This is a genomic window from Enterobacter sp. BIDMC 30, assembly GCF_000534355.1.
Classification (GTDB): domain Bacteria; phylum Pseudomonadota; class Gammaproteobacteria; order Enterobacterales; family Enterobacteriaceae; genus Enterobacter; species Enterobacter ludwigii.
The window spans coordinates 221,847-245,657 of the sequence record NZ_KI973169.1 but is presented as its reverse complement, the minus strand read 5'-3'; the positions used below and the strand labels follow the sequence as shown (position 1 = coordinate 245,657).

22 protein-coding genes are annotated in these 23,811 nt (G+C 56.0%); 12 read left to right on the top strand and 10 right to left on the bottom strand.

The annotated features are described in order from the left end of the window. The first annotated feature begins 85 nt into the window (after positions 1-85). Positions 86-1,423: an NCS2 family permease gene (locus tag L466_RS21040; RefSeq protein ID WP_138614807.1), complete on the top strand. Its 1,338-nt coding sequence runs from the start codon at positions 86-88 to the stop codon at positions 1,421-1,423. An 87-nt stretch (positions 1,424-1,510) separates the two neighbouring features. On the opposite strand, the gene L466_RS21045 is transcribed toward L466_RS21040, so the two are convergent. From L466_RS21045 to rpmH, 9 genes are all read right to left on the bottom strand, one after another. Continuing rightward, positions 1,511-2,077 carry an NADPH-dependent FMN reductase gene (locus tag L466_RS21045; protein WP_020882759.1) on the bottom strand — a complete coding sequence of 189 codons (567 nt, stop codon included), beginning with the start codon at positions 2,075-2,077 and terminating at the stop codon, positions 1,511-1,513. Positions 2,078-2,113: 36 nt separating this feature from the next. After that, on the bottom strand, positions 2,114-2,860 hold the full coding sequence (locus L466_RS21050) for a 4'-phosphopantetheinyl transferase family protein (protein WP_014172296.1): 747 nt from the start codon (positions 2,858-2,860) through the stop codon (positions 2,114-2,116). A 122-nt stretch (positions 2,861-2,982) separates the two neighbouring features. Next, complete coding sequence (gene yidZ, locus L466_RS21055) at positions 2,983-3,954, bottom strand: HTH-type transcriptional regulator YidZ (protein ID WP_032680050.1); 972 nt, start codon at positions 3,952-3,954, stop codon at positions 2,983-2,985. After that, on the bottom strand, positions 3,923-5,098 hold the full coding sequence (locus L466_RS21060; protein WP_020882757.1) for an MFS transporter: 1,176 nt from the start codon (positions 5,096-5,098) through the stop codon (positions 3,923-3,925). Before L466_RS21060 ends, yidZ begins: the two co-directional genes overlap by 32 nt. A gap of 111 nt (positions 5,099-5,209) precedes the next feature. Continuing rightward, positions 5,210-6,574, bottom strand: coding sequence for a tRNA uridine-5-carboxymethylaminomethyl(34) synthesis GTPase MnmE (gene mnmE, locus L466_RS21065; RefSeq protein ID WP_014172299.1), 1,365 nt, complete (start codon positions 6,572-6,574; stop codon positions 5,210-5,212). Between the two features lie 72 nt (positions 6,575-6,646). After that, entirely contained in the window at positions 6,647-8,290 is a 1,644-nt protein-coding gene (gene yidC, locus L466_RS21070; RefSeq protein ID WP_014172300.1) for a membrane protein insertase YidC, read from the bottom strand. A 2-nt stretch (positions 8,291-8,292) separates the two neighbouring features. Beyond that, on the bottom strand, positions 8,293-8,550 hold the full coding sequence (gene yidD, locus L466_RS22825) for a membrane protein insertion efficiency factor YidD (protein WP_001307474.1): 258 nt from the start codon (positions 8,548-8,550) through the stop codon (positions 8,293-8,295). Next, the gene (gene rnpA, locus L466_RS21075; protein ID WP_014172301.1) at positions 8,514-8,873 is read right to left on the bottom strand and encodes a ribonuclease P protein component; all 360 of its coding nucleotides are present in this window, start codon (positions 8,871-8,873) and stop codon (positions 8,514-8,516) included. The genes yidD and rnpA overlap by 37 nt, the downstream gene beginning before the upstream one ends. Positions 8,874-8,889: 16 nt before the next feature. Then, positions 8,890-9,030, bottom strand: a complete 141-nt coding sequence (gene rpmH, locus L466_RS0122205) for a 50S ribosomal protein L34 (protein WP_000831330.1) — start codon at positions 9,028-9,030, stop codon at positions 8,890-8,892. Between the two features lie 600 nt (positions 9,031-9,630). On the opposite strand from rpmH, the gene dnaA reads away from it, so the two are divergent. The 4 genes from dnaA to gyrB all read left to right on the top strand — a co-directional run bounded on the left by dnaA (position 9,631) and on the right by gyrB (position 15,794). Beyond that, entirely contained in the window at positions 9,631-11,028 is a 1,398-nt protein-coding gene (dnaA, locus tag L466_RS21080; RefSeq protein WP_020882755.1) for a chromosomal replication initiator protein DnaA, read from the top strand. A gap of 4 nt (positions 11,029-11,032) precedes the next feature. Next, positions 11,033-12,133 (top strand): DNA polymerase III subunit beta, encoded by a 1,101-nt coding sequence (dnaN, locus tag L466_RS21085; protein ID WP_014167956.1) that lies wholly within the window; start codon positions 11,033-11,035, stop codon positions 12,131-12,133. A 147-nt stretch (positions 12,134-12,280) separates the two neighbouring features. Then, positions 12,281-13,354 carry a DNA replication/repair protein RecF gene (recF, locus tag L466_RS21090; protein WP_025202644.1) on the top strand — a complete coding sequence of 358 codons (1,074 nt, stop codon included), beginning with the start codon at positions 12,281-12,283 and terminating at the stop codon, positions 13,352-13,354. Between the two features lie 28 nt (positions 13,355-13,382). Then, positions 13,383-15,794, top strand: a complete 2,412-nt coding sequence (gene gyrB, locus L466_RS21095; protein WP_032679286.1) for a DNA topoisomerase (ATP-hydrolyzing) subunit B — start codon at positions 13,383-13,385, stop codon at positions 15,792-15,794. A 33-nt stretch (positions 15,795-15,827) separates the two neighbouring features. On the opposite strand, the gene L466_RS21100 is transcribed toward gyrB, so the two are convergent. Beyond that, positions 15,828-16,775 (bottom strand): LysR family transcriptional regulator, encoded by a 948-nt coding sequence (locus tag L466_RS21100; RefSeq protein WP_032680049.1) that lies wholly within the window; start codon positions 16,773-16,775, stop codon positions 15,828-15,830. A 109-nt stretch (positions 16,776-16,884) separates the two neighbouring features. Here L466_RS21100 and L466_RS21105 point away from each other — a divergent pair, with 109 nt between their 5' ends. The 7 genes from L466_RS21105 to L466_RS21135 all read left to right on the top strand — a co-directional run bounded on the left by L466_RS21105 (position 16,885) and on the right by L466_RS21135 (position 23,785). After that, complete coding sequence (locus L466_RS21105; RefSeq protein ID WP_032680048.1) at positions 16,885-17,910, top strand: zinc-dependent alcohol dehydrogenase family protein; 1,026 nt, start codon at positions 16,885-16,887, stop codon at positions 17,908-17,910. 113 nt (positions 17,911-18,023) lie between these two features. Further along, positions 18,024-18,836 carry a sugar-phosphatase gene (yidA, locus tag L466_RS21110; protein ID WP_032679289.1) on the top strand — a complete coding sequence of 271 codons (813 nt, stop codon included), beginning with the start codon at positions 18,024-18,026 and terminating at the stop codon, positions 18,834-18,836. 226 nt (positions 18,837-19,062) lie between these two features. Continuing rightward, positions 19,063-19,752 (top strand): D-galactonate utilization transcriptional regulator DgoR, encoded by a 690-nt coding sequence (gene dgoR, locus L466_RS21115; protein WP_006177594.1) that lies wholly within the window; start codon positions 19,063-19,065, stop codon positions 19,750-19,752. Next, positions 19,749-20,627: a 2-dehydro-3-deoxygalactonokinase gene (locus L466_RS21120; protein ID WP_032680047.1), complete on the top strand. Its 879-nt coding sequence runs from the start codon at positions 19,749-19,751 to the stop codon at positions 20,625-20,627. The genes dgoR and L466_RS21120 overlap by 4 nt, the downstream gene beginning before the upstream one ends. Beyond that, positions 20,611-21,228: a 2-dehydro-3-deoxy-6-phosphogalactonate aldolase gene (locus L466_RS21125; RefSeq protein WP_032680045.1), complete on the top strand. Its 618-nt coding sequence runs from the start codon at positions 20,611-20,613 to the stop codon at positions 21,226-21,228. Before L466_RS21120 ends, L466_RS21125 begins: the two co-directional genes overlap by 17 nt. Continuing rightward, on the top strand, positions 21,225-22,373 hold the full coding sequence (gene dgoD / locus L466_RS21130) for a galactonate dehydratase (protein ID WP_032680044.1): 1,149 nt from the start codon (positions 21,225-21,227) through the stop codon (positions 22,371-22,373). The genes L466_RS21125 and dgoD overlap by 4 nt, the downstream gene beginning before the upstream one ends. A 74-nt stretch (positions 22,374-22,447) precedes the next feature. Next, positions 22,448-23,785, top strand: coding sequence for an MFS transporter (locus tag L466_RS21135; RefSeq protein WP_078775102.1), 1,338 nt, complete (start codon positions 22,448-22,450; stop codon positions 23,783-23,785). Positions 23,786-23,811 lie beyond the last annotated feature (26 nt).

Below are 23,811 nucleotides of genomic sequence, written 5' to 3'. Positions count from 1 at the left end.
AAAAAATGTCTCTCGTAACCGCCACTATTGTCGCATTTTGGTATAGGATAGCGACGAATTTTCCCTCCTTGTTCGGAAATTGATGATGAGTCAACAACACACTACCCAGACATCTGGTCAGGGTCTGCTTGAGCGCGTGTTTAAACTGCGTGAGCACGGCACAACGGCACGCACCGAAGTGATCGCCGGTTTCACCACCTTCCTGACGATGGTCTATATCGTTTTTGTTAACCCACAAATTCTGGGCGTTGCTGGCATGGACACCAGCGCCGTCTTCGTGACCACCTGTCTGATCGCTGCGCTGGGCAGTATCCTGATGGGTGTGTTCGCTAACCTGCCCGTGGCGCTGGCCCCGGCAATGGGTCTGAACGCTTTCTTCGCGTTCGTGGTCGTCCAAGCGATGGGTCTGCCATGGCAGGTCGGCATGGGCGCTATCTTCTGGGGCGCGGTTGGCCTGCTGTTGCTGACCATTTTCCGCGTACGTTACTGGATGATAGCCAATATTCCGGTGAGCCTGCGCGTGGGGATTACCAGCGGTATTGGTCTGTTTATCGGCATGATGGGTCTGAAAAACGCAGGCGTTATCGTGGCTAACCCGGACACGCTGGTGAGCATCGGTCACCTGACCTCGCACAACGTGCTGCTGGGCGTGCTGGGCTTCTTTATCATCGCTATCCTGGCTTCGCGCAATATTCATGCGGCCGTGCTGGTTTCCATCGTGGTCACCACGCTGCTGGGCTGGATGCTGGGCGATGTGCAGTACAAAGGGATTGTCTCCGCGCCACCGAGCGTGTCTACCGTCATTGGGCACGTCGATCTGGCAGGCTCCCTGAACCTGGGTCTGGCGGGCGTGATTTTCTCCTTCATGCTGGTTAACCTGTTTGACTCCTCCGGTACGCTGATTGGCGTGACCGACAAAGCCGGCCTGGCGGATGAGAATGGGAAATTCCCGCGCATGAAGCAGGCGCTGTTTGTTGACAGTGTCTCCTCTGTCACCGGCGCGTTTATCGGTACATCGTCTGTTACCGCTTACATTGAATCCTCTTCAGGTGTCTCTGTGGGTGGCCGTACCGGTCTGACGGCGGTTGTGGTGGGTATCCTGTTCCTGCTGGTGATCTTCCTGTCACCACTGGCGGGCATGGTACCTCCGTATGCAGCAGCCGGCGCGCTGATCTACGTGGGGGTGTTAATGACCTCCAGCCTGTCGCGCGTGAAGTGGGATGATTTAACCGAAGCGGTGCCTGCGTTTATTACCGCGGTGATGATGCCGTTTAGCTTCTCGATCACCGAAGGTATCGCGCTGGGCTTTATCTCCTACTGCGTCATGAAGATTGGTACCGGTCGCTTCCGCGACCTCAGCCCGTGCGTCATCATTGTGGCGCTGCTGTTTGTGCTGAAGATTGTTTTTATTGATGCCAAATAAACAGAAAGCCCTTTTCGTCGAAAAGGGCTTTTGTGTTTGCGCCCTCTCCCTGTGGGAGAGGGCCAGAGTGAGGGTGTCAGGCTACGTTTAAGCTTTCACTCGCTTAATATAATCACCAAACGCGGTGAGCTGGCCAGAAAGATGGTCACGCGTACTTTGATCCACCACTTCACCCGTCTGCGGGTCGACCTTGTTCTGAATCACGCCCCCCATAAATTCCGGTTTGTTCATTACCATCGCATCCAGGAAGACCAGGATCTGACGCAGATGGTACTGGCAGCGTGCCCCGCCAATCGCGCCCATAGAGCTGGTCTGGATCAGCACCGGTTTACCCGACAGCGGCTGCTCCGGGAGACGGGATAACCAGTCAATGGCGTTCTTCAAGCCACCCGGAACGGAGTAGTTATATTCAGGCGTAACAATGACCACGCCGTCTGCCTGGCGGATCTGCTCTGCAAGCGCTTCTACGCTCTGTGGAAACCCTTCTTCCTGCTGCACGTCCGCGTCGTAAAGCGGAATGTCGCCAATCGATGGCAGGGCGCTGATGTCCATACCTGCCGGTGCCAGCTGAGGCAGCGTGCGGGCAACCATCCCGTTAAATGAACCTTTGCGCAGGCTTCCCAGTAACGTAACAACTTTCAACGTATCAGACATGATTACTCCTGTTTCATCATGATGACCCTGAATGGATCAGCTAAGGGTATATGCTTTTTCTGCCGGTAAACTGGTTAATCTCATCAGGCGCGCGGCGGGTTCGTTGGCTCGCTCGGGCACATCCGGAAGGCTACTCCATCCGTGTTGACTGTCAAATTCCCAGATTTTCAATCGTTCGATGGCGGGGGTCACCGCGATGGACCAAATCAGTACGTCTTCGGCATCGCTGAGCGCCTCTACCAGCGTGGCTTTAGCGGAACGCAGACGTCCGGAGCCGGGAAGCAATTGCAGCAGGCTGGCGTCGTCTGATGCACAGCCGCAGAGCTTTCGAATGCTCTGGCGTAAGGTAATGAGCTGAGCTCTGGCCTCGATGGGATCGTTCTGGTTACGCACCCACAGCTTTTCATTGCTGGAAAGCGGGTAGTCATCGTGCGGGTTCGCGCCATGGAAGCCGCGGGTTGCGTGCTGAAGCTCCATGTCCAGGCCGCAATCCCCTTCAGTGGTGAGCGCGACGCCAATGATATTGCCCGTATAGGCAATGGAGAAACGCGGCAGCTCCGGGTCGGCAAAGACCGGGCGGCCTTCAGGTTGGGTGAGGATATCCGGCAGTTCACTGGTGCCGTACAGCATGAACATCAGCTCAGCGAGAAGCGCGCGGGATGCCAAAAACCGCGTCCGGCGATGCTCCGGCAGTTTACGTGCTTCCTGGTGACACGCGGATGAAATTCTGGCCGATACGAGATGTCCCTCTGTCAGTATCCCTCTTGCAAAGTGCGTTGCCATTTTTCGCTCCTTGATAATGGTCGTATTCGGTTAAACGGTTACATGATTATCGCTTAACTTGCCTTCTGTTTTAATCAGTAAATGGGAGTAAGAGAAGCCTGAGGACCCAACTTTACATTTTCTTAGGCAAAAATAAGCGCTGGAGCGGCATATAGCGCTTTGATTGTCTCACGGAGCCAGAGGATTTTCGGATTATGGCTGTTTCGTTTATGCCAGATCAGCGTGAAAGGAACGGTCAGTTTTTCAGCCTGGGCTTCATCAATGGGAATGGGCAGGGCGATCAGCTTACGCTGGTGGAGTTGATTATAGTGATGGCAGTAGTGTGGCCCCGTGGCGATGTAGTTATGGCCTGGCTGCGCCGCCATAAACATCGACTGTTCGAAACCGGGCAGGCTCATGGCGATATTACGCTCACGTCCCATCTCTCTGAGCACCTCATCAAGCGCCCAGGTGTCGCTGCGCTCCCAGAAGATGCTGATATGCGGATAGCGCAGGAAAGTCTCCAGATTCCACTCTTCCTGAAGAGCCGGATGATCTTCGCGCAAATAGACGCAGGGGCGGTCGCTGAACAGAATTTCGTAGTCGATAAACCACGGCATCAGCTTCAACAGCTCGCGGGAGCGCGGATGCGTTTCACGGCCCGTGAAGCCAAGATCGACTTCTCCGCGCGTAATGGCATCCACCGAGTCGTAATCCCAGTGGCGCATCTTTACCGTGGCCTGTGGATAGCGCTGATTGACCTGCTCGAGCAGGGCATTAAAACGGATCAGCATCAGAGGCGTTTCCGCGGCCAGCACGAACGTCAGCCCGCCCGGGGAGTCATGATGGAATTTATCGAGGATCTGATTGCCAATCTGCATCCAGTCGGCCAGATCCTGCTCCAGACTCATCGTCAGCGGTGTCGGCAGCAGGCCTAACGGTGTTTTCACAAACAGCGGATCGTCAAACCAGTCGCGCAGTTTCGCCAGCGATTTACTTACCGCGGACGGGGTCACGTTCATCCGTTTCGCGGCTTTGGTTACGCTGCGCTCCTGCAGCAAAAGCTGCAGGCACAACAACAGGTTAAGATCGAGACTGCTGATTGGCTTCTTCATAATGGGCCGCGGGCTGGATGACCATAAGTAAGGTGATGCAGAGCATGCTACAACCAATCAGAATCCCGATCAGCATATTGAGCGCATTAAGGCCGATGACCGCCGCCAGCCATATCCACAGCGACGAACCACAGACCTGCGCAATACCCAGTACCGAGCTTGCCACACCCGCGCGCAGCGAGAACGGGCCAAGCGCCTGACTCATCGCCACGCCAAAGCCGACGGAGAAGCCGGCGCAAATCAGCGTAATCCCTACCAGCATCAGCGCATGTGTGCTGGTGGTCGCCAGAATCCCCCCCGCAGCGAGGAACAGCACCTGAGAGGTTAGCATGAGCGTGCGCTGACGGAAGATATTCAGTGCGAACGGCGTCGAGAACGAGACAGCCATACTGACCATCGCGGTGAGTGCCATCACGGTGGAATACTCACCGCGATCAAACCCCATGGTCTCCATCAGCAACACCGGGGAAACGTTTACATACGTCAGGATCACCGCCACGCTCAGTGTGGTAATGGCCAGGCGACTCAGGAAAAAGCGGTTTAGCAGCGTCTCGGCCGGATGAAGGGTTGCCGTATGGCCTGCGTTTTGCGAGCCTGGATGGGTCTCTTTCAGCACCGTGATCGAGAGGATAAAGACCAGCGCACCCATGGCCGCCATCGTCCAGAACAGGCTCTGCCACGGGAATTTCAGCATGATCAGATAGCCCACCACCGGCGCCATCACCGGAATGATGCAGGTAATACCGTTGAGCATGGAAAGCACTTTGGCACGGCGCTGGGCGCTTAAGGTATCGCGTAGGATGGCGAAGGCCACCACATAACAGCCACCGGCACCTATCCCCTGAATAAAGCGTCCTGTCAGGAACAGGGTACTGTCCTGGGCCAGGGAGCAGAGCATTGACGCCAGCGCGAAGATGATGGCACAGGTAATGGCCACGGGCTGACGACCCGCTTTGTCCGCGATTTTCCCGGCAAATACCATCGATGATGCCATCCCGGCGAGATAGGCCGAAAACGCAATATGCAGCTGCGCCTCGCTGGCACCCAGATCGCGGGCAATGTGCGGCAGCCCCACCAGATACATATCAATACCCGATGGATAAAGCAGAACCAGCGCAAAACTACAAAACAGAAAACGAGCCATAAACCCCCCATAGATGCAGGCAAGCAGAATAGGGGGATAAAAGGGATTAGGCGAGTTGCCATTTGGACAAAGGTGATTTCCCGGGAGGAAATCACCCTTCATCAGCGGTAATTACTTGCCGATACAGAAGCTCGAGAAAATCCGTCCCAGCAGATCGTCCGAGGTGAATTCGCCGGTTATCTCACTCAGATTTTGCTGCGCCAGACGCAGCTCTTCCGCCAGCAGTTCACCCGCCCATGCGCCAAGCAGCTGTGCTTTCCCCTGATCGAGGTGGCGTGCCGCGTCTTCCAGCGCCTGAAGGTGACGACGGCGCGCAAGGAAGCCGCCTTCCATACTGGTATCAAAGCCCATGCTCTGTTTGAGATGGTTGCGCAGGTCGTCAACGCCTTCACCGGTACGGGCCGACAGGCGAATAAGTGAGTGGCCATTCACTTCACTAATACCCAGCGTTTCGCCGGTCACATCCGCTTTGTTACGCACCACGGTGATCGGCAGTTTTGCCGGCAGGCGGGCAATAAAGTCGGGCCAGATGTCCGCCGGATCAACGGCATCGGTCGTGGTACCGTCCACCATAAACAGCACGCGGTCAGCCTGCTCAATCTCCTGCCAGGCGCGTTCGATACCGATGCGCTCTACTTCGTCACTGGCGTCGCGAAGACCTGCCGTGTCGATGATGTGCAGCGGCATACCGTCGATATGAATATGCTCACGCAGCACGTCGCGGGTGGTACCGGCGATGTCGGTGACGATCGCCGCTTCACGGCCCGCCAGGGCGTTGAGCAGGCTCGATTTACCGGCGTTAGGGCGGCCCGCAATCACGACCTTCATCCCCTCGCGCAGCAGGCTACCCTGACGTGCTTCGGCACGCACCGCGTCGAGATCGGCCATCACGCTATTGAGCTGAGCTTCAATTTTACCGTCAGAGAGGAAGTCGATCTCCTCATCCGGGAAATCGATAGCCGCTTCGACATAGATGCGCAGGTGAGTAAGTGCTTCCACAAGATGATTCACGCGCGCCGAGAACGCGCCCTGAAGCGAGTTCAGTGCGGAGCGGGCTGCCTGCTCGGAGCTGGCGTCGATCAGGTCAGCAATTGCTTCTGCCTGTGCGAGGTCGAGCTTGTCGTTCAGGAAGGCACGCTCGGAGAACTCACCTGGCTTTGCAATGCGCAGGCCCGGCAGCGTCAGAATGCGTTTTAACAGCAGGTCGAGAATGACCGGGCCACCGTGGCCCTGCAGCTCCAGCACGTCTTCTCCGGTAAAGGAGTTCGGGCCTGGGAACCACAGCGCAATGCCCTGGTCCAGCGGCGTGCCGTCAGTGTCTTTAAACGGCAGATAATCAGCGTAGCGCGGCTTTGGCAGTTTACCCAGCACCGCTTCGGCGACCTCGCGGGCCTTCAGGCCGGAGATACGCAGAATGCCTACACCACCGCGTCCCGGTGGGGTTGCCTGGGCGACGATAGTGTCGTTATGGCTCATGGTTGGTCTCGTTCAATACAAATAAAAAAGGCGGTCAATCGACCGCCCTTATTTTAGCGTTAACTTACCGAATCAGGACTTTTTCTTTTCGCGGCTATGCAGGCCACGTTTTTCCAGACCACGGTAAATCAGCTGCTGCTGGATAATGGTCACCAGGTTGCTGACGATATAGTACAGCACCAGACCTGACGGGAACCACAGGAAGAACACGGTGAAGATGACCGGCATAAAGGTCATGATCTTCTGCTGCATCGGGTCGGTCACGGTGGTCGGCGACATCTTCTGGATGAAGAACATCGTTACGCCCATCAGGATCGGCAGGATGTAGTACGGGTCCTGTGCAGACAGGTCATGGATCCACAGGGCGAACGGCGCGTGGCGCAGCTCAACGGAACCCATCAGCATGTAGTACAGCGCAAGGAAGATTGGCATCTGAATCAGCAGCGGGAAGCAACCACCCAGTGGGTTCACTTTTTCTGCTTTATACAGGGCCATCATCTCCTGGCTCTGACGCTGTTTGTCATCGCCCAGACGCTCACGCATTGCCTGAATCTTCGGCTGCAGCATACGCATCTTCGCCATGGAGGTGTACTGCGCTTTAGTCAGCGGGTACATGATGCCACGTACGATGAAGGTGATAACGATGATGGAGAAGCCCCAGTTACCCAGGAAGCTGTGGATGAACTTCAGCAGCTTAAACAGCGGCTGAGAGATGAACCACAACCAGCCGTAGTCCACGGTCAGATCCAGGTGCGGCGCAACGGCAGCCATTTTGTCCTGGATTTCCGGACCGACCCACAGGGTGCTTGCCAGCTTACCGGTTTGACCCGGCTGAACCAGAACCGGCTGAGATTTGTAGCCAATGGCTGCAAGACCGTTACCCAGGTTCGCGGTATAGAAGTTGTTAGTACCGTCGTTCGTTGGCACCCACGCAGTGGCGAAATACTGCTGCAGCATTGCCACCCAACCGCCTTTAGCGCTGACGTTCAGGTTTTCGTTATCGGCAATGGTGTCGAATTTGTATTTCTCGTACTTCGCATCAGGCGTGGAGTACGCCGCGCCACGGAAGGTATGCAGCGCAAAGTTGCTGCTTCCGGTGTCACGGTGAGACGGCAGATTGATGGACTGCTTCAGCTGACCAAAGGTCGACAGTTCCAGCGGTTTCGCACCGGTGTTCTGAACGCTGTAGCCCACGTTCACCGCATATTCACCGCGTTTCAGGGTGAAGGTTTTGGTGAAGGTGTTGCCCGCGGCGTCGGTGTAGGTCATCGGGATAGCGATTTCGTTCTGACCATCAGCCAGTACGAAGGTCTCTTTCTCGACGTTGTACAGTGGACGCGCACCGTTAGCCGGGTTATCCGGGCCATCACGACCGGTCAGGCCGCTCTGGGCCTGGTAGATAAACTCAGGCGTGGTTTCCAGTAACTGGAACGGTTCGTTAGACTTCAGCTCTTTTGGGTAGGTCAACAGCAGCGCCTGCTCAACATCACCACCACGGGTGTTGATAGTCAGCTCAAGCACATCGGTCTTAACCGTAATCTGTTTCCCCTGGCCACTGGCCGGTACGCCCTGGTCGGCGGCGCTACCCGCTGCGGTGGTCGTAGTCTGCGTGGTCTGCTGCTGGGGTTGAGGATTTTTATCCTGCTCCCATGCCTGCCAGATCATGAAAGACACGAACAACAAAGCGATGATAAGAAGATTGCGTTGCGAATCCATCGTTAGTGTTCTCTGGTATCAAAGGGTCCTGGCGGGACGGGATCGTCTCCACCTGGGTGTAAAGGGTGGCATTTTAATACGCGTTTCACCGTCAACCAACTGCCTTTTATCACTCCAAACCTGCGCAATGCCTCAATTCCGTAGCTTGAGCATGTTGGCGTGAAACGGCAGTGCGGCCCGAGTAGCGGACTAATCAGGCGTTGATAGACCCGAATGAGGGCTATCAGGACCCGCGAGCCAGGCGACAATGGCGGCGCCATAATTTTTCCAACGCTTCCGAGAGAGCACGGTTATCGAGGTCGGCAACCCCTTTTTTAGCCACCACCACGAAATCCATTGAAGGCAGTTCGTGTTGACGTAAACGGAAGCTTTCACGCGTCAGACGTTTAATCCGATTGCGTTCATGCGCACGCTTAACGTTTTTCTTGGCGACAGTAAGACCGATGCGGGGATGCCCCAGCGAATTCAGGCGGCCGAGGATGGTGATTTGCGGCGTGCCAGCCCGTTGTGGCTGCTGGAAGACGAAAGTGAAATGAGTGGGAGTTAACAAACGTAACTCCCTGGGAAATGCTAGCTTAACCACTCAGGGGTTAGCTTTATTACTTGGAAACGGTCAGACGAGCGCGGCCTTTAGCACGACGACGTGCCAGAACCTGACGACCATTTTTAGTAGCCATACGAGCACGGAAGCCGTGAGAACGGTTGCGCTTCAGTACAGACGGTTGAAAAGTGCGTTTCATGGCGATTTCTACCTAAACTTGAATAAATTCACTGACTTTTGCGTATACCCGAACGAGTTTCGAACGACTAACGCCTCAGCGTGGGTGATTAAAGAGGCCGGATTGTAATAATTGTACACTCCGGAGTCAATTCTCTTTCCTTATTTCCCGCGTATTTCCGCACGTTTTCGCGTGGAAAATGAGCAACGGACGACGCAGGAAGATGAGCACCACGCGCCGGGTCGAGGATTATACGGCCTCCCAAACAAAGCGCAAGGATCGTCCCGGATCTTCGTTAGATCATTTAAGCAAGAAATTGTCTGTGCTCATTAATTTTTCCAATATGCGGGCTAAATCGTAGGGTACTCACCCCAGGATCGTTTACACTTACCCGGTTTCCGATCTTCCTGTGGATAAATCGGGAAGAATCTGTGAGAAACAGAAGATCTCTGGCTCAGTTTAGGCTATGATCCGCGGTCCCGATCGGGATCCAGCGATCCTGGCCGGGTATAACCGCAGATAGCGGTTCGCACATCACCCTTTTGCACAGGGTCATGTCGATGTGCGCCAACAATCATGAATATTCAATAGTTTTCTTTTATTGTTCGAGTGGAGTCCGCCGTGTCACTTTCGCTTTGGCAGCAGTGTCTTGCCCGATTGCAGGATGAGTTACCAGCCACAGAATTCAGTATGTGGATCCGCCCCTTGCAGGCGGAACTGAGCGATAACACGCTGGCTTTGTATGCGCCAAACCGTTTTGTGCTCGATTGGGTAAGGGATAAATACCTTAATAACATCAATGGACTGCTGAATGATTTCTGCGGATCCGATGCGCCACAGCTACGCTTTGAAGTGGGAACAAAACCGGTCACGCAGACCGTGCGTGAAACGGTAAATGTGGCAATACCTGCTCAGGCAGCCCCCGCGCCGGCACCGCGCGCCCTTCCGGCGACCCGTTCGGGCTGGGACAACGTGCCTGCTCCGGCAGAGCAAACCTACCGTTCTAACGTCAATGTTAAACACACGTTCGATAACTTCGTTGAAGGTAAATCGAACCAGCTGGCGCGCGCGGCGGCACGCCAGGTTGCAGATAACCCCGGTGGTGCCTACAACCCGCTGTTCCTTTATGGCGGCACGGGGTTGGGTAAAACGCACCTTCTGCATGCGGTAGGCAACGGCATTATGGCGCGTAAGCCAAATGCGAAAGTGGTGTATATGCACTCCGAGCGCTTCGTTCAGGACATGGTAAAAGCCCTGCAAAACAATGCGATCGAAGAGTTTAAACGCTACTACCGTTCTGTTGACGCACTGCTTATCGATGACATCCAGTTCTTTGCCAACAAAGAACGATCCCAGGAAGAGTTTTTCCACACCTTTAATGCGCTGCTGGAAGGTAATCAGCAGATCATTTTGACGTCGGATCGTTATCCAAAAGAGATCAACGGCGTTGAAGATCGTCTGAAATCCCGTTTTGGCTGGGGCCTGACCGTGGCGATCGAGCCACCGGAACTGGAAACCCGCGTCGCGATCCTGATGAAGAAAGCCGATGAAAACGACATTCGCCTGCCGGGTGAAGTGGCGTTCTTTATTGCCAAGCGTCTGCGCTCCAACGTCCGTGAGCTTGAAGGGGCACTGAACCGCGTGATTGCCAATGCCAACTTCACCGGCCGTGCGATCACCATCGATTTTGTGCGTGAAGCGCTGCGCGATTTGCTGGCACTGCAGGAAAAATTGGTCACTATCGACAATATTCAAAAGACGGTGGCCGAGTACTACAAAATCAAAGTGGCAGATTTGCTGTCTAAACGTCGTTCCCGCTCGGTGGCGCGTCCGCGTCAGATGGCGATGGCGCTGGCAAAGGAGTTAACCAACCACAGTCTGCCGGAGATCGGCGATGCGTTTGGTGGCCGTGACCATACGACCGTGCTGCACGCTTGTCGTAAGATTGAGCAGTTACGCGAAGAAAGCCACGACATAAAAGAAGATTTTTCCAATTTAATCAGAACATTATCATCGTGACGCTATGAAATTTACCGTTGAACGTGAACATTTATTAAAACCGCTGCAACAGGTGAGTGGCCCATTAGGTGGCCGCCCAACGCTGCCAATTCTCGGAAACCTGCTGCTTCAGGTCGCGGACGGTACGCTGTCGCTGACCGGCACAGATCTGGAAATGGAAATGATCGCGCGCGTTACGCTGTCTCAGCCGCATGAAGCGGGCGCGACCACTGTTCCGGCACGTAAATTCTTTGATATCTGCCGCGGGCTGCCGGAAGGCGCTGAAATTGCCGTGCAGCTGGAAGGCGACCGTATGCTGGTGCGCTCTGGCCGTAGCCGTTTCTCGCTCTCGACGCTGCCTGCCGCGGACTTCCCGAACCTGGACGACTGGCAGAGTGAAGTTGAATTCACCCTGCCGCAGGCAACGATGAAGCGTCTGATTGAAGCCACGCAGTTCTCAATGGCGCATCAGGACGTTCGTTACTACTTAAACGGCATGCTGTTCGAAACCGAAGGTGAAGAGCTGCGTACCGTGGCTACCGACGGTCACCGACTGGCAGTCTGTTCCATGCCCATTGGCGACTCGCTGCCAAACCATTCGGTGATCGTACCGCGTAAAGGGGTGATTGAGCTGATGCGTATGCTCGACGGTGGTGATACGCCACTGCGCGTGCAGATCGGCAGCAATAACATCCGTGCTCACGTGGGTGATTTTGTCTTCACATCGAAGCTGGTTGACGGCCGTTTCCCCGATTATCGCCGCGTATTGCCGAAGAACCCGGACAAAACGCTGGAAGCCGGTTGCGACAGCCTCAAGCAGGCCTTTGCCCGCGCCGCGATTCTCTCTAACGAGAAATTCCGCGGGGTGCGTCTGTATGTGAGCGAAAATCAGATCAAAATCACCGCCAACAACCCGGAGCAGGAAGAGGCAGAAGAGATTCTGGACGTCACCTATGCCGGGACTGAGATGGAAATCGGCTTTAACGTCAGCTATGTGCTGGATGTGTTGAACGCGCTTAAATGCGAGAACGTTCGCATTCTGCTGACCGACTCCGTTTCGAGTGTACAGATTGAAGATGCGGCCAGCCAAAGTGCGGCTTACGTTGTCATGCCGATGAGGCTGTAGTGAACGCTATCGGGCTATCTTACTTGCCTTTTTCAACCCGGGCTGTGCTCGTCCCTGTCTCGTACTTTGTGTACGCGCCAGGGTCTGCGTGCAGTCCGCGTTGAAACGGGCTGAGCCGATTACGCCCTGGCCCGAAGAAATCCAGATATGTCACTGACGCGCCTTTTAATTAAAGATTTCCGCAATATCGAAAACGCGGATCTCGCTTTATCCCCTGGCTTTAATTTCCTGGTTGGCGCGAACGGCAGCGGCAAAACCAGCGTGCTTGAGGCCATCTATACGCTCGGCCACGGACGGGCGTTTCGCAGTCTGCAAATTGGCCGCGTCATTCGCCACGAACAGGAAGCCTTTGTTCTGCACGGGCGTTTGCAGGGCGAGGAGCGTGAAACAGCCATCGGTCTGACCAAAGACAAGCAGGGCGACAGCAAGGTTCGTATCGACGGTACTGACGGCCACAAAGTGGCTGAGCTCGCGCTGCTGATGCCGATGCAGCTGATTACGCCGGAGGGGTTTACTTTACTCAATGGCGGCCCCAAATACAGAAGAGCCTTCCTTGACTGGGGATGCTTTCACAACGAAGCCGGTTTCTTTAACGCCTGGAGCAACCTGAAGCGCCTGCTTAAGCAGCGTAACGCTGCACTGCGCCAGGTGACACGCTACGCCCAGTTGCGCCCGTGGGACAAGGAATTAATTCCCCTTGCGGAACAAATCAGCTGCTGGCGTGCCGAATACAGCGCGGGTATCGCCGACGATATGGCCGACACCTGCAAACAGTTTTTACCTGAATTCTCTCTCACCTTCTCCTTCCAGCGCGGCTGGGAGAAAGAGACAGATTATGCCGAAGTGTTAGAGAGAAATTTCGAGCGCGACCGCATGCTGACCTACACCGCACATGGCCCGCACAAGGCGGATTTCCGCATTCGTGCCGACGGTGCGCCGGTGGAAGACACGCTGTCGCGTGGGCAGCTCAAGCTTTTGATGTGTGCGCTGCGCCTGGCGCAGGGAGAGTTTTTGACCCGCGAGAGCGGGCGACGCTGCCTGTACCTGATAGATGATTTTGCCTCGGAACTTGACGACGCGCGGCGCGGGCTGCTTGCCAGCCGCTTAAAAGCCACGCAGTCACAGGTTTTCGTCAGTGCGATTAGCGCTGAACACGTTATAGACATGTCGGACGAAAATTCGAAGATGTTTACCGTGGAAAAGGGTAAAATAACGGATTAACCCAAGTTGAAATGAGCGAGAAACGTTGATGTCGAATTCTTATGACTCCTCCAGTATCAAAGTCCTGAAAGGGCTGGATGCGGTGCGTAAGCGCCCGGGTATGTATATCGGCGACACGGATGACGGCACCGGTCTGCACCACATGGTATTCGAGGTGGTAGATAACGCTATCGACGAAGCGCTCGCGGGTCACTGTAAAGACATCGTGGTCACGATCCATGCGGACAACTCCGTCTCCGTCACCGATGACGGTCGTGGCATCCCAACCGGTATTCACCCGGAAGAGGGCGTATCGGCTGCGGAAGTTATCATGACCGTTCTGCACGCAGGCGGTAAGTTCGATGATAACTCCTATAAAGTTTCCGGCGGTCTGCACGGTGTAGGTGTGTCCGTGGTTAACGCCCTGTCGCAGAAACTGGAGCTGGTTATCCAGCGCGAAGGCAAAATTCACCGTCAGCTGTATACGCATGGCGTGCCGCAGGCACCGCTGGCTGTTACGGGTGACACCGACAAAACCGGTACCATGGTGCGTTTCTGGCCGAGCCTTGAAACGTTCACCAACGTTACCGAGTTCGAATATGAGATTCTGGCGAAACGCCTGCGTGAACTGTCGTTCCTGAACTCCGGCGTCTCGATTCGTCTGCGTGACAAACGCGACAACAGAGAAGACCACTTCCACTACGAAGGCGGTATCCGGGCGTTCGTTGAGTATCTGAACAAGAACAAAACGCCCATTCACCCGAATATCTTCTACTTCTCTACCGAAAAAGACGGTATTGGCGTGGAAGTGGCGCTGCAGTGGAACGATGGTTTCCAGGAAAACATCTACTGCTTCACCAACAACATTCCACAGCGTGACGGTGGTACTCACCTTGCGGGCTTCCGTGCGGCGATGACCCGTACCCTGAATGCCTACATGGACAAAGAAGGCTACAGCAAAAAAGCGAAAGTCAGCGCCACCGGTGACGATGCCCGTGAAGGCCTGATTGCGGTTGTCTCCGTGAAGGTGCCGGATCCGAAGTTCTCCTCTCAGACTAAAGACAAGCTGGTCTCTTCTGAGGTGAAATCGGCGGTTGAACAGCAGATGAACGAACTGCTGAGCGAATACCTGCTGGAAAACCCGTCAGACGCGAAAATCGTGGTTGGCAAAATTATTGATGCGGCACGTGCCCGTGAAGCGGCGCGTAAAGCCCGTGAAATGACCCGTCGTAAAGGCGCGCTGGATTTAGCTGGCCTGCCAGGCAAACTGGCTGACTGCCAGGAACGCGACCCGGCGCTGTCCGAACTGTACCTCGTGGAAGGGGACTCCGCGGGCGGTTCTGCGAAGCAGGGCCGTAACCGTAAGAATCAGGCTATCCTGCCGCTGAAGGGTAAAATCCTCAACGTAGAGAAGGCCCGTTTCGACAAGATGCTCTCTTCTCAGGAAGTGGCAACGCTGATCACCGCGCTCGGTTGCGGCATCGGCCGTGACGAGTACAACCCGGACAAACTGCGCTACCACAGCATCATCATCATGACCGATGCGGACGTCGACGGCTCGCACATCCGTACGCTGCTGTTGACCTTCTTCTATCGTCAGATGCCAGAAATTGTTGAACGTGGCCACGTCTACATTGCACAGCCACCGCTGTACAAAGTGAAGAAAGGCAAACAGGAACAGTACATCAAAGACGACGAAGCGATGGATCAGTACCAAATCGCGATCGCGCTTGATGGTGCGACCCTGCATGCGAACTCTCACGCCCCTGCACTGGCCGGTGAGCCGCTGGAGCGTCTGGTGTCCGAGTTTAACGCGGCACAGAAAATGATTGGTCGTATGGAGCGTCGTTATCCTAAATCGCTGCTGAAGGCGCTGATTTATCAGCCAACCCTGACGGAAGCCGAACTGAGCGATGAACAGGTTGTTACCCGCTGGGTGAACACCCTGGTAACCGAGCTGAACGAGAAAGAGCAGCACGGCAGCCAGTGGAAGTTTGATGTCCAGCAGAACGCTCAGCAGCAGTTCGAACCGATTGTGCGCGTGCGTACTCACGGCGTAGATACCGATTACCCCCTGGAGCACGAGTTTGTGACCGGTCCGGAATATCGCCGTATCTGTACGCTGGGTGAGAAGCTCCGTGGTCTTATCGAAGACGATGCGTTTATCGAACGTGGTGAACGTCGTCAGCCGGTAGCAAGCTTCGAGCAGGCGCTGGAATGGCTGGTGAAAGAGTCCCGTCGTGGTCTGTCTATTCAGCGTTATAAAGGTCTGGGTGAAATGAACCCGGATCAGCTGTGGGAAACCACCATGGATCCTGAAAGCCGTCGTATGCTGCGCGTGACCGTTAAAGATGCGATTGCAGCCGATCAGCTGTTCACAACCCTGATGGGCGATGCGGTTGAACCACGTCGTGCCTTTATCGAAGAGAACGCCCTGAAAGCGGCGAATATCGATATCTAAGGGTGGTTACACCGCAAGTCAGAGGCCGCGCGTTTAGCGCGGCTTTTTTGTGGGCGCAGAATTATCAGCATCCAGCTCCAGCGACAGGACTGACGGTAACCGGCTGACCAGCATGTCGACCGCAATCCTGACTCGCAGGGGCAGATGCGGCGTCTGCTGCCAGACCGCGTGAACGTCGAAACGCACATCCGGCGCCTGTTTTAAGAGTGGGATGAGCCTTCCATTCTGCAGCTCTTTGCGCACCATCCAGCAGGGTAACCATGCAATACCATGCCCGGCCAGCGCTGCGTCGCAGATAGCCTGCAGATCGTCCATATTGAGGGATGATCGGGGAATTAGGGTGTGCGATGTTCCTTCGTGGTCCGCCAGTTCCCACGGTAACACCCTGCCGGCACGCAGGTAGTTAATGGCCTTATGCTGGCGTAAATCGGCAACGGTTTCAGGCTGGCCGTTATTCCTCAGGTACTCCGGCGCGGCGCACAGCACCATTCGGTGTTCCCCCAGGCGTCTGGCGACCAGCATGGTGCTGTCCGGCAGTGCGCCGTTTCGCACCGCCATATCAAACCCTTCCTCGACGATATCCACTACGCGATCGCTGAATGACATTTCCAGCTCAAGGGCAGGATGCTCCTGCGTCAAGGCTATCAGCAGCGGGGCGATGCACTGGCGACCAAACAGCACCGGCATGGCAACACGCAGACGGCCACTCACCTGATGTTTCCCTGTTTCCAGCAGCGACTCCGCGCCACGGATTTCCTGGAGTGCTCGCAGGCAACGTTCATAAAAAAGGGCACCGTTATCGGTCATGCTTTGGCTACGCGTTGTGCGCTGAAACAGGCGTACCCCCAGCCGCGCTTCAAGGCGAGCAATGCTTTTCCCTACCGCCGAGCGCGACAAATGCAAACGCACCGCGGCCTGAGCAAAACTGCCTGCCTCTACGGCGGCGACAAAAACGGGAATATCCTTCAGCGTATCGGTCATGGCTTGTCGCTCTTCAGGAATCAATAGTGGGAAAAGGTATCGCCACTGGCGACCATGAGTCAACGTTAGACTGTCAGTACTGAAGTGCATTTGATAACAGGAGAAAAAGATGAAAGAGATGATGCAACGCTGGTCAATGGACGCCCTTGGGCGTGAAAACCTCAGACTCACTCAGGCGCCTGTTCCCCAGCCGGGCCCGGGTGAAGTGCGCGTGCGGGTGAACGCTGTCGCGCTCAACTATCGCGATAAAATGGTCATCGAAGGCAACATGCCGATCGCGCTCTCCTTCCCGTTTACTCCGGCATCTGACATGGCAGGCGTGGTGGACAGTACGGGGGAAGGCGTTACCCGCTTTAAACCCGGTGCTCGCGTCATCTCCACCTTCTCTCCGGAGTGGGTAGACGGTAAACCGAAAGGCGACGCCCGCAATTTGCCCTACCAGACGCTGGGCGGTTACTTTCAGGGGATGCTGTCTGAATACGTGATCATGCGTGAAAACTGGCTGGTGGCCGCCCCGGAAACGCTGGATGACGCAGAGGCCAGCACCTTACCCTGCGCGGGGCTTACCGCATGGTTTGCACTGGTGGAGCGCGGACAGTTACGTGCCGGACAGTCGGTGCTGGTGCAAGGCACAGGCGGTGTCGCAATCTTCGCGTTGCAAATCGCCAAAGCACACGGTGCAGAAGTTTTTGTGACGTCGGGCAGTGATGAAAAACTGGCGCTGGCTAAAACGCTCGGTGCCGATCGGGGCATCAACCGGCTTAAAGGGAGCTGGGCTGACGAGATTTACGCGCTGACGCAGGATCGCGGTATCGACCATATTATTGAAACCGTTGGCGGGGAGAACCTGAGACATTCCCTGCGGGCCGTTGCCGTTCACGGGCGCATATCCGTCATTGGCGTGTTGGCCGGGAGTGAAATCTCGCTGCCTGCCAGCGAACTCTTGCTGAAATCACCGGTGATTCAGGGGATTGGCGTCGGGCACCGCCGTGCGCTGGAAGATTTTGTCCGCGCAGTCGATGTCACGGGGCTGAAACCGGTGATTGAACACCGCTACCGTTTTAACCAGCTTGAAGAGGCGCTTGTACACCTCGACCGCGGTGCTTTTGGCAAAATAGTCCTCACCCGCGAGTAAGCCGTTATCCCCGGGACAGGCGTAAAAGGGGGCTTTTGTTGCGCAATGTAGCTCTATTTTTGTGGGCTTAATCGCGTTAGCATGAGGCAGCACTCATTTATCCCGGGGACCCTATGGCTATCAAACTTATTGCTATCGACATGGACGGCACGCTGTTGCTGCCAGACCACACTATTTCTCCAGCCGTTAAAAACGCGATTGCCGCTGCGCGCGCAAAAGGCGTGAATGTGGTACTGACCACCGGTCGTCCGTATGCGGGCGTGCACAGCTACCTGAAAGAGCTGCACATGAATCAGCCGGGCGATTACTGCATTACCTATAACGGTGCGCTGGTACAGAAGGCGGCGGATGGCAGCACGGTGGCGCAAACCGCGCTGAACTATGACGATTACCTGTTCCTGGAAAAACTGTCCCGCGAGGTCGGTTCCCATTTCCACGCGCTCGATCGCAATACGCTCTATACCGCTAACCGTGATATCAGCTATTACACCGTACATGAATCCTATGTCGCGACGATCCCACTGGTGTTCTGCGAAGCTGAGAAAATGGATCCGAGCACCCAGTTCCTGAAAGTGATGATGATTGATGAGCCTGACATCCTGGACAAAGCGATAGCGCGCATTCCGGCTGAGGTAAAAGAGAAATACACCGTGCTGAAAAGTGCGCCGTACTTCCTCGAAATCCTGGATAAACGCGTCAATAAAGGCACCGGTGTGAAATCGCTGGCAGATACGCTGGGCATCAAACCGGACGAGATCATGGCGCTGGGCGATCAGGAAAACGACATTGCGATGATTGAATATGCGGGCATGGGTGTGGCAATGGACAATGCGATCCCGTCGGTGAAAGACGTGGCCAATTTCGTGACCAAATCTAACCTCGAAGACGGCGTTGCCTACGCGATCGAGAAATTTGTTCTGCAGTAACAGCGTTTCACGCTCATCAGCCTCGGTTATCAACCGGGGCTTTTTTTTGCGCTGAATTTATCAAATTGTTCTTTTTGTGATCTGGATTGTAGTACAACATTAATTGATTGTACTACATTACAGCCACGGTAATGACGAAAGGCGTCACGTTTGTACTGCAAAAGTGAGGCGAAATTCAGCGGTCGAGGTAAAGTAGTCCTGAACATACAGAGCATAAGGACTCTCCATGACTCTCAATAAAACCGATCGCATCGTCATCACGCTGGGCACCCAGATTGTGGGTGGAAAGTACGTTCCCGGTTCACCGCTGCCTGCTGAGGCAGAGCTGTGTGAGGAGTTTGAAACCTCGCGCAACATCATTCGGGAAGTGTTTCGCTCGCTCATGGCAAAGCGGCTGATTGAAATGAAGCGCTACCGCGGCGCCTTTGTCGCCCCGCGTAATCAGTGGAACTACCTCGACACCGATGTCCTGCAGTGGGTGCTGGAAAACGACTACGACCCAAGGCTGATTGGTGCGATGAGTGAGGTACGAAACCTGGTAGAGCCGGCCATCGCCCGTTGGGCTGCGGAACGTGCAACGTCAGGAGACCTGGCTCAGATTGAGTCCGCCCTGAACGACATGATTGCCAATAACCAGAACCGGGATGCGTTCAACGAAGCGGACATCCGCTATCACGAAGCGGTGCTGCAGTCGGTCCATAACCCGGTATTACAGCAGCTTAGCGTTGCCATCAGCTCGCTACAGCGCGCGGTATTTGAACGAACCTGGATGGGCGATGAGGCCAACATGCCAAAAACGCTCCAGGAACATAAAGCGCTGTTCGATGCTATCCGGCATCAGGACGGCGACGCGGCAGAGCAGGCGGCACTTACGATGATCGCCAGCTCGACACGAAGGTTGAAGGAAATCACATGACATCTCGCTACATCGCTATTGACTGGGGATCGACCAATCTGCGCGCCTGGCTGTATCAGGGCGAGCAGTGCCTGGAAAGCAGGCAATCAGAAGCAGGCGTGACGCGCCTGAACGGTAAATCCCCCGAGGCGGTGTTAGCAGAGGTGACACACAACTGGCGCGAGGGCGCCACGCCGGTGGTCATGGCGGGTATGGTGGGCAGTAACGTGGGCTGGAAGGTCGCGCCTTATCTGCCCGTACCTGCCGCGTTCGCTGCCATTGGCGAGCAGTTAGCGTCCGTTGGTGACAATATCTGGATTATTCCAGGATTGTGCGTTTCCCGGAACGATAACCACAATGTGATGCGCGGCGAAGAGACCCAGCTCCTTGGCGCGCGCACGCTCTCTCCTTCTTCTGTCTACGTCATGCCCGGCACGCACTGTAAATGGGTGCAAGCCGACGCTGAGCACATCCACGATTTTCGCACCGTGATGACCGGTGAGCTGCACCACTTGCTGCTGACGCACTCGCTGGTGGGCGTGGGGTTGCCGGAGCAGGACGCTTCGCCCGGGGCCTTTGCCGCCGGGCTGGAGCGGGGTATCGCCAGCCCTGCCGTTTTGCCGCAACTTTTTGAAGTTCGCGCTTCGCATGTACTGGGCACGCTTCCCCGTACGCAGGTCAGCGAATTTTTATCGGGCCTGTTGATTGGCGCGGAAGTCGCCAGCCTGAGCGAGCAGTTCGCCGGGCAACAGGCCATCACCCTCGTCGCGGGTTCATCGCTGACCTCTCGCTACCGCCAGGCGTTCAATGCCATCGGGCGGGACGTAGCAGCGGTAGAAGGCGACACGGCATTTCAGGCAGGAATAAGGAGCATCGCTCATGCAGTGGCAAACTAATCTTCCCCTCATCGCTATCCTGCGCGGCGTCACGCCCGACGAGGTATTAGCGCACGTAGGTGCGGCGATCGACGCCGGTTTTGACGCCGTGGAAATACCGCTTAATTCCCCACAGTGGGAAAAGAGCATCCCGGCGGTCGTGGACGCGTTTGGTGATAAGGCGCTGATTGGCGCTGGCACCGTTCTGCAACCGGAGCAGGTGGACCAGCTTGCGCAGATGGGCTGCAGGCTGATTGTGACGCCGAATATTCACCCTGAGGTGATCCGTCGCGCAGTGGGCTACGGCATGACCGTCTGCCCGGGATGCGCAACGGCAACAGAAGCGTTCGCGGCTCTCGATGCGGGCGCGCAGTCGCTCAAAATTTTCCCGTCATCGGCTTTTGGTCCGGCCTATATCAGCGCGCTGAAAGCGGTATTGCCCGCCAGCGTACCGGTCTTTGCGGTGGGGGGCGTGACGCCAGAAAACCTGGCGCAGTGGATCAACGCAGGTTGTGTCGGGGCGGGTCTGGGCAGCGATCTCTATCGCGCCGGGCAATCCGTCGAACGTACCGCACAGCAGGCGGCCGCATTTGTGAAAGCGTATCGAGAGGCAGTGAAATGAAAATAACCAAACTCACCACGTACCGTTTACCGCCGCGTTGGCTGTTCCTGAAAATCGAAACCGATGAAGGCGTGGTCGGCTGGGGCGAACCGGTCATTGAAGGGCGTGCGCGTACCGTGGAAGCGGCGGTGCATGAGCTGGGCGAGTACCTGACAGGACAAGATCCTGCCCGCATCAACGACCTGTGGCAGGTGATGTACCGCGCAGGTTTCTACCGGGGTGGACCGGTTCTGATGAGCGCCATCGCCGGTATCGACCAGGCGTTATGGGATATCAAAGGCAAAGTGCTGAATGCCCCGGTCTGGCAGCTGATGGGCGGCCTGGTGCGCGACAAAATCAAAGCCTACAGCTGGGTGGGCGGCGACCGTCCCGCGGAAGTGATCGACGGTATCAGGCAGCTGCGCAATATTGGTTTTGACACCTTTAAACTGAACGGCTGCGAAGAGATGGGTGTCATCGACAACTCACGGGCGGTAGACCGCGCGGTAAATACCGTGGCGCAGATCCGTGAAGCGTTCGGCAACGAGATTGAGTTTGGCCTGGACTTCCACGGTCGCGTCAGCGCGCCGATGGCCAAAGTGCTAATTAAAGAGCTGGAGCCGTACCGTCCGCTGTTTATCGAAGAGCCGGTGTTGGCCGAGCAGGCGGAGTACTACCCGAAACTGGCCGCACAGACGCATATCCCGATTGCCGCCGGTGAGCGCATGTTCTCGCGCTTCGAGTTCAAACGCGTGCTGGAAGCTGGCGGCCTGGCGATATTGCAGCCGGATCTGTCGCATGCCGGCGGCATCACGGAATGCTACAAAATCGCCGGGATGGCGGAAGCCTACGACGTGGCGCTGGCACCGCATTGTCCGCTGGGGCCGATCGCACTGGCAGCCTGTCTGCACGTCGACTTTGTCTCGCGCAACGCGGTATTCCAGGAACAGAGCATGGGCATTCACTATAACAAGGGCGCGGAACTGCTCGACTTTGTGAAAAACAAAGATGATTTCAGCATGGAAGGCGGTTTCTTTAAACCGTTAACGAAGCCGGGCCTTGGCGTGGATATCGACGAAGCCAAAGTCATTGAGCTGAGTAAAAACGCGCCTGACTGGCGCAACCCGTTATGGCGTCATGAAGATGGCTCTGTCGCTGAGTGGTAATTCAGCCAAAGCACATCGCCACTAAAAAGTAATTTCAACAATAACAAACACACACCCTCTGTAAATTACAGGGCATGGTGAGCGGCTTCGCTATGCCCAAAATCTGGAGACAGATTGCGATGGATATTCCTGTTACTGCTGCAAAAACCGGGCGTCGGCGCTACCTGACGCTGGTCATGATCTTTATTACTGTGGTCATCTGTTACGTTGACCGCGCCAACCTTGCCGTGGCTTCAGCCCATATTCAGGAGGAGTTTGGGATCAGCAAAGCGGAAATGGGCTACGTCTTTTCGGCGTTTGCCTGGCTGTATACGCTGTGCCAGATCCCCGGCGGCTGGTTCCTTGACCGCGTCGGCTCGCGCCTGACCTATTTCATTGCCATCTTCGGCTGGTCGGTGGCGACCCTGTTCCAGGGCTTTGCCACCGGGCTGATGTCGCTGATTGGCCTGCGTGCGATCACCGGGATTTTCGAAGCCCCGGCGTTTCCGACCAATAACCGCATGGTGACCAGCTGGTTCCCGGAGCATGAACGCGCCTCGGCCGTTGGATTCTACACCTCCGGGCAGTTTGTCGGCCTGGCGTTCCTGACGCCGCTGCTGATCTGGATCCAGGAACTGCTGAGCTGGCACTGGGTCTTTATTGTGACCGGGGGGATCGGCATTATCTGGTCGTTGATCTGGTTCAAGGTCTATCAACCGCCGCGTCTCACCAAAAGTATCAGCAACGCTGAACTGGACTATATCCGCGACGGGGGCGGTCTGGTGGATGGCGATGCGCCGGTGAAAAAAGAGGCGCGTCAGCCGCTGACCAAAGCCGACTGGAAGCTGGTTTTTCATCGCAAGCTGGTGGGGGTTTATCTGGGGCAGTTCGCGGTGACCTCCACGCTGTGGTTCTTCCTGACCTGGTTCCCGAACTATCTGACCCAGGAAAAAGGCATCACCGCGCTGAAGGCAGGCTTTATGACCACCGTACCGTTCCTGGCGGCCTTCTTTGGTGTACTGCTTTCTGGCTGGCTGGCGGACAGGCTGGTGAAAAAAGGGTTCTCGCTGGGTGTCGCGCGTAAAACGCCTATTATCTGCGGGCTGCTGATCTCCACCTGCATCATGGGCGCAAACTACACCAACGATCCGGTCTGGATTATGACGCTGATGGCGATTGCGTTCTTCGGTAACGGTTTTGCCTCCATCACCTGGTCGCTGGTCTCCTCGCTGGCCCCGATGCGCCTGATTGGTCTGACCGGTGGCGTGTTCAACTTTGTCGGCGGCCTGGGGGGGATCACGGTTCCGCTGGTCATCGGTTATCTGGCTCAGGACTATGGCTTTGGCCCGGCACTGATCTATATCTCCGCAGTGGCCTTGCTCGGTGCGCTCTCCTATATCCTGCTGGTAGGTGACGTCAAACGTGTAGGCTAATTCCCCGCAATGTTTTACCCTGATGC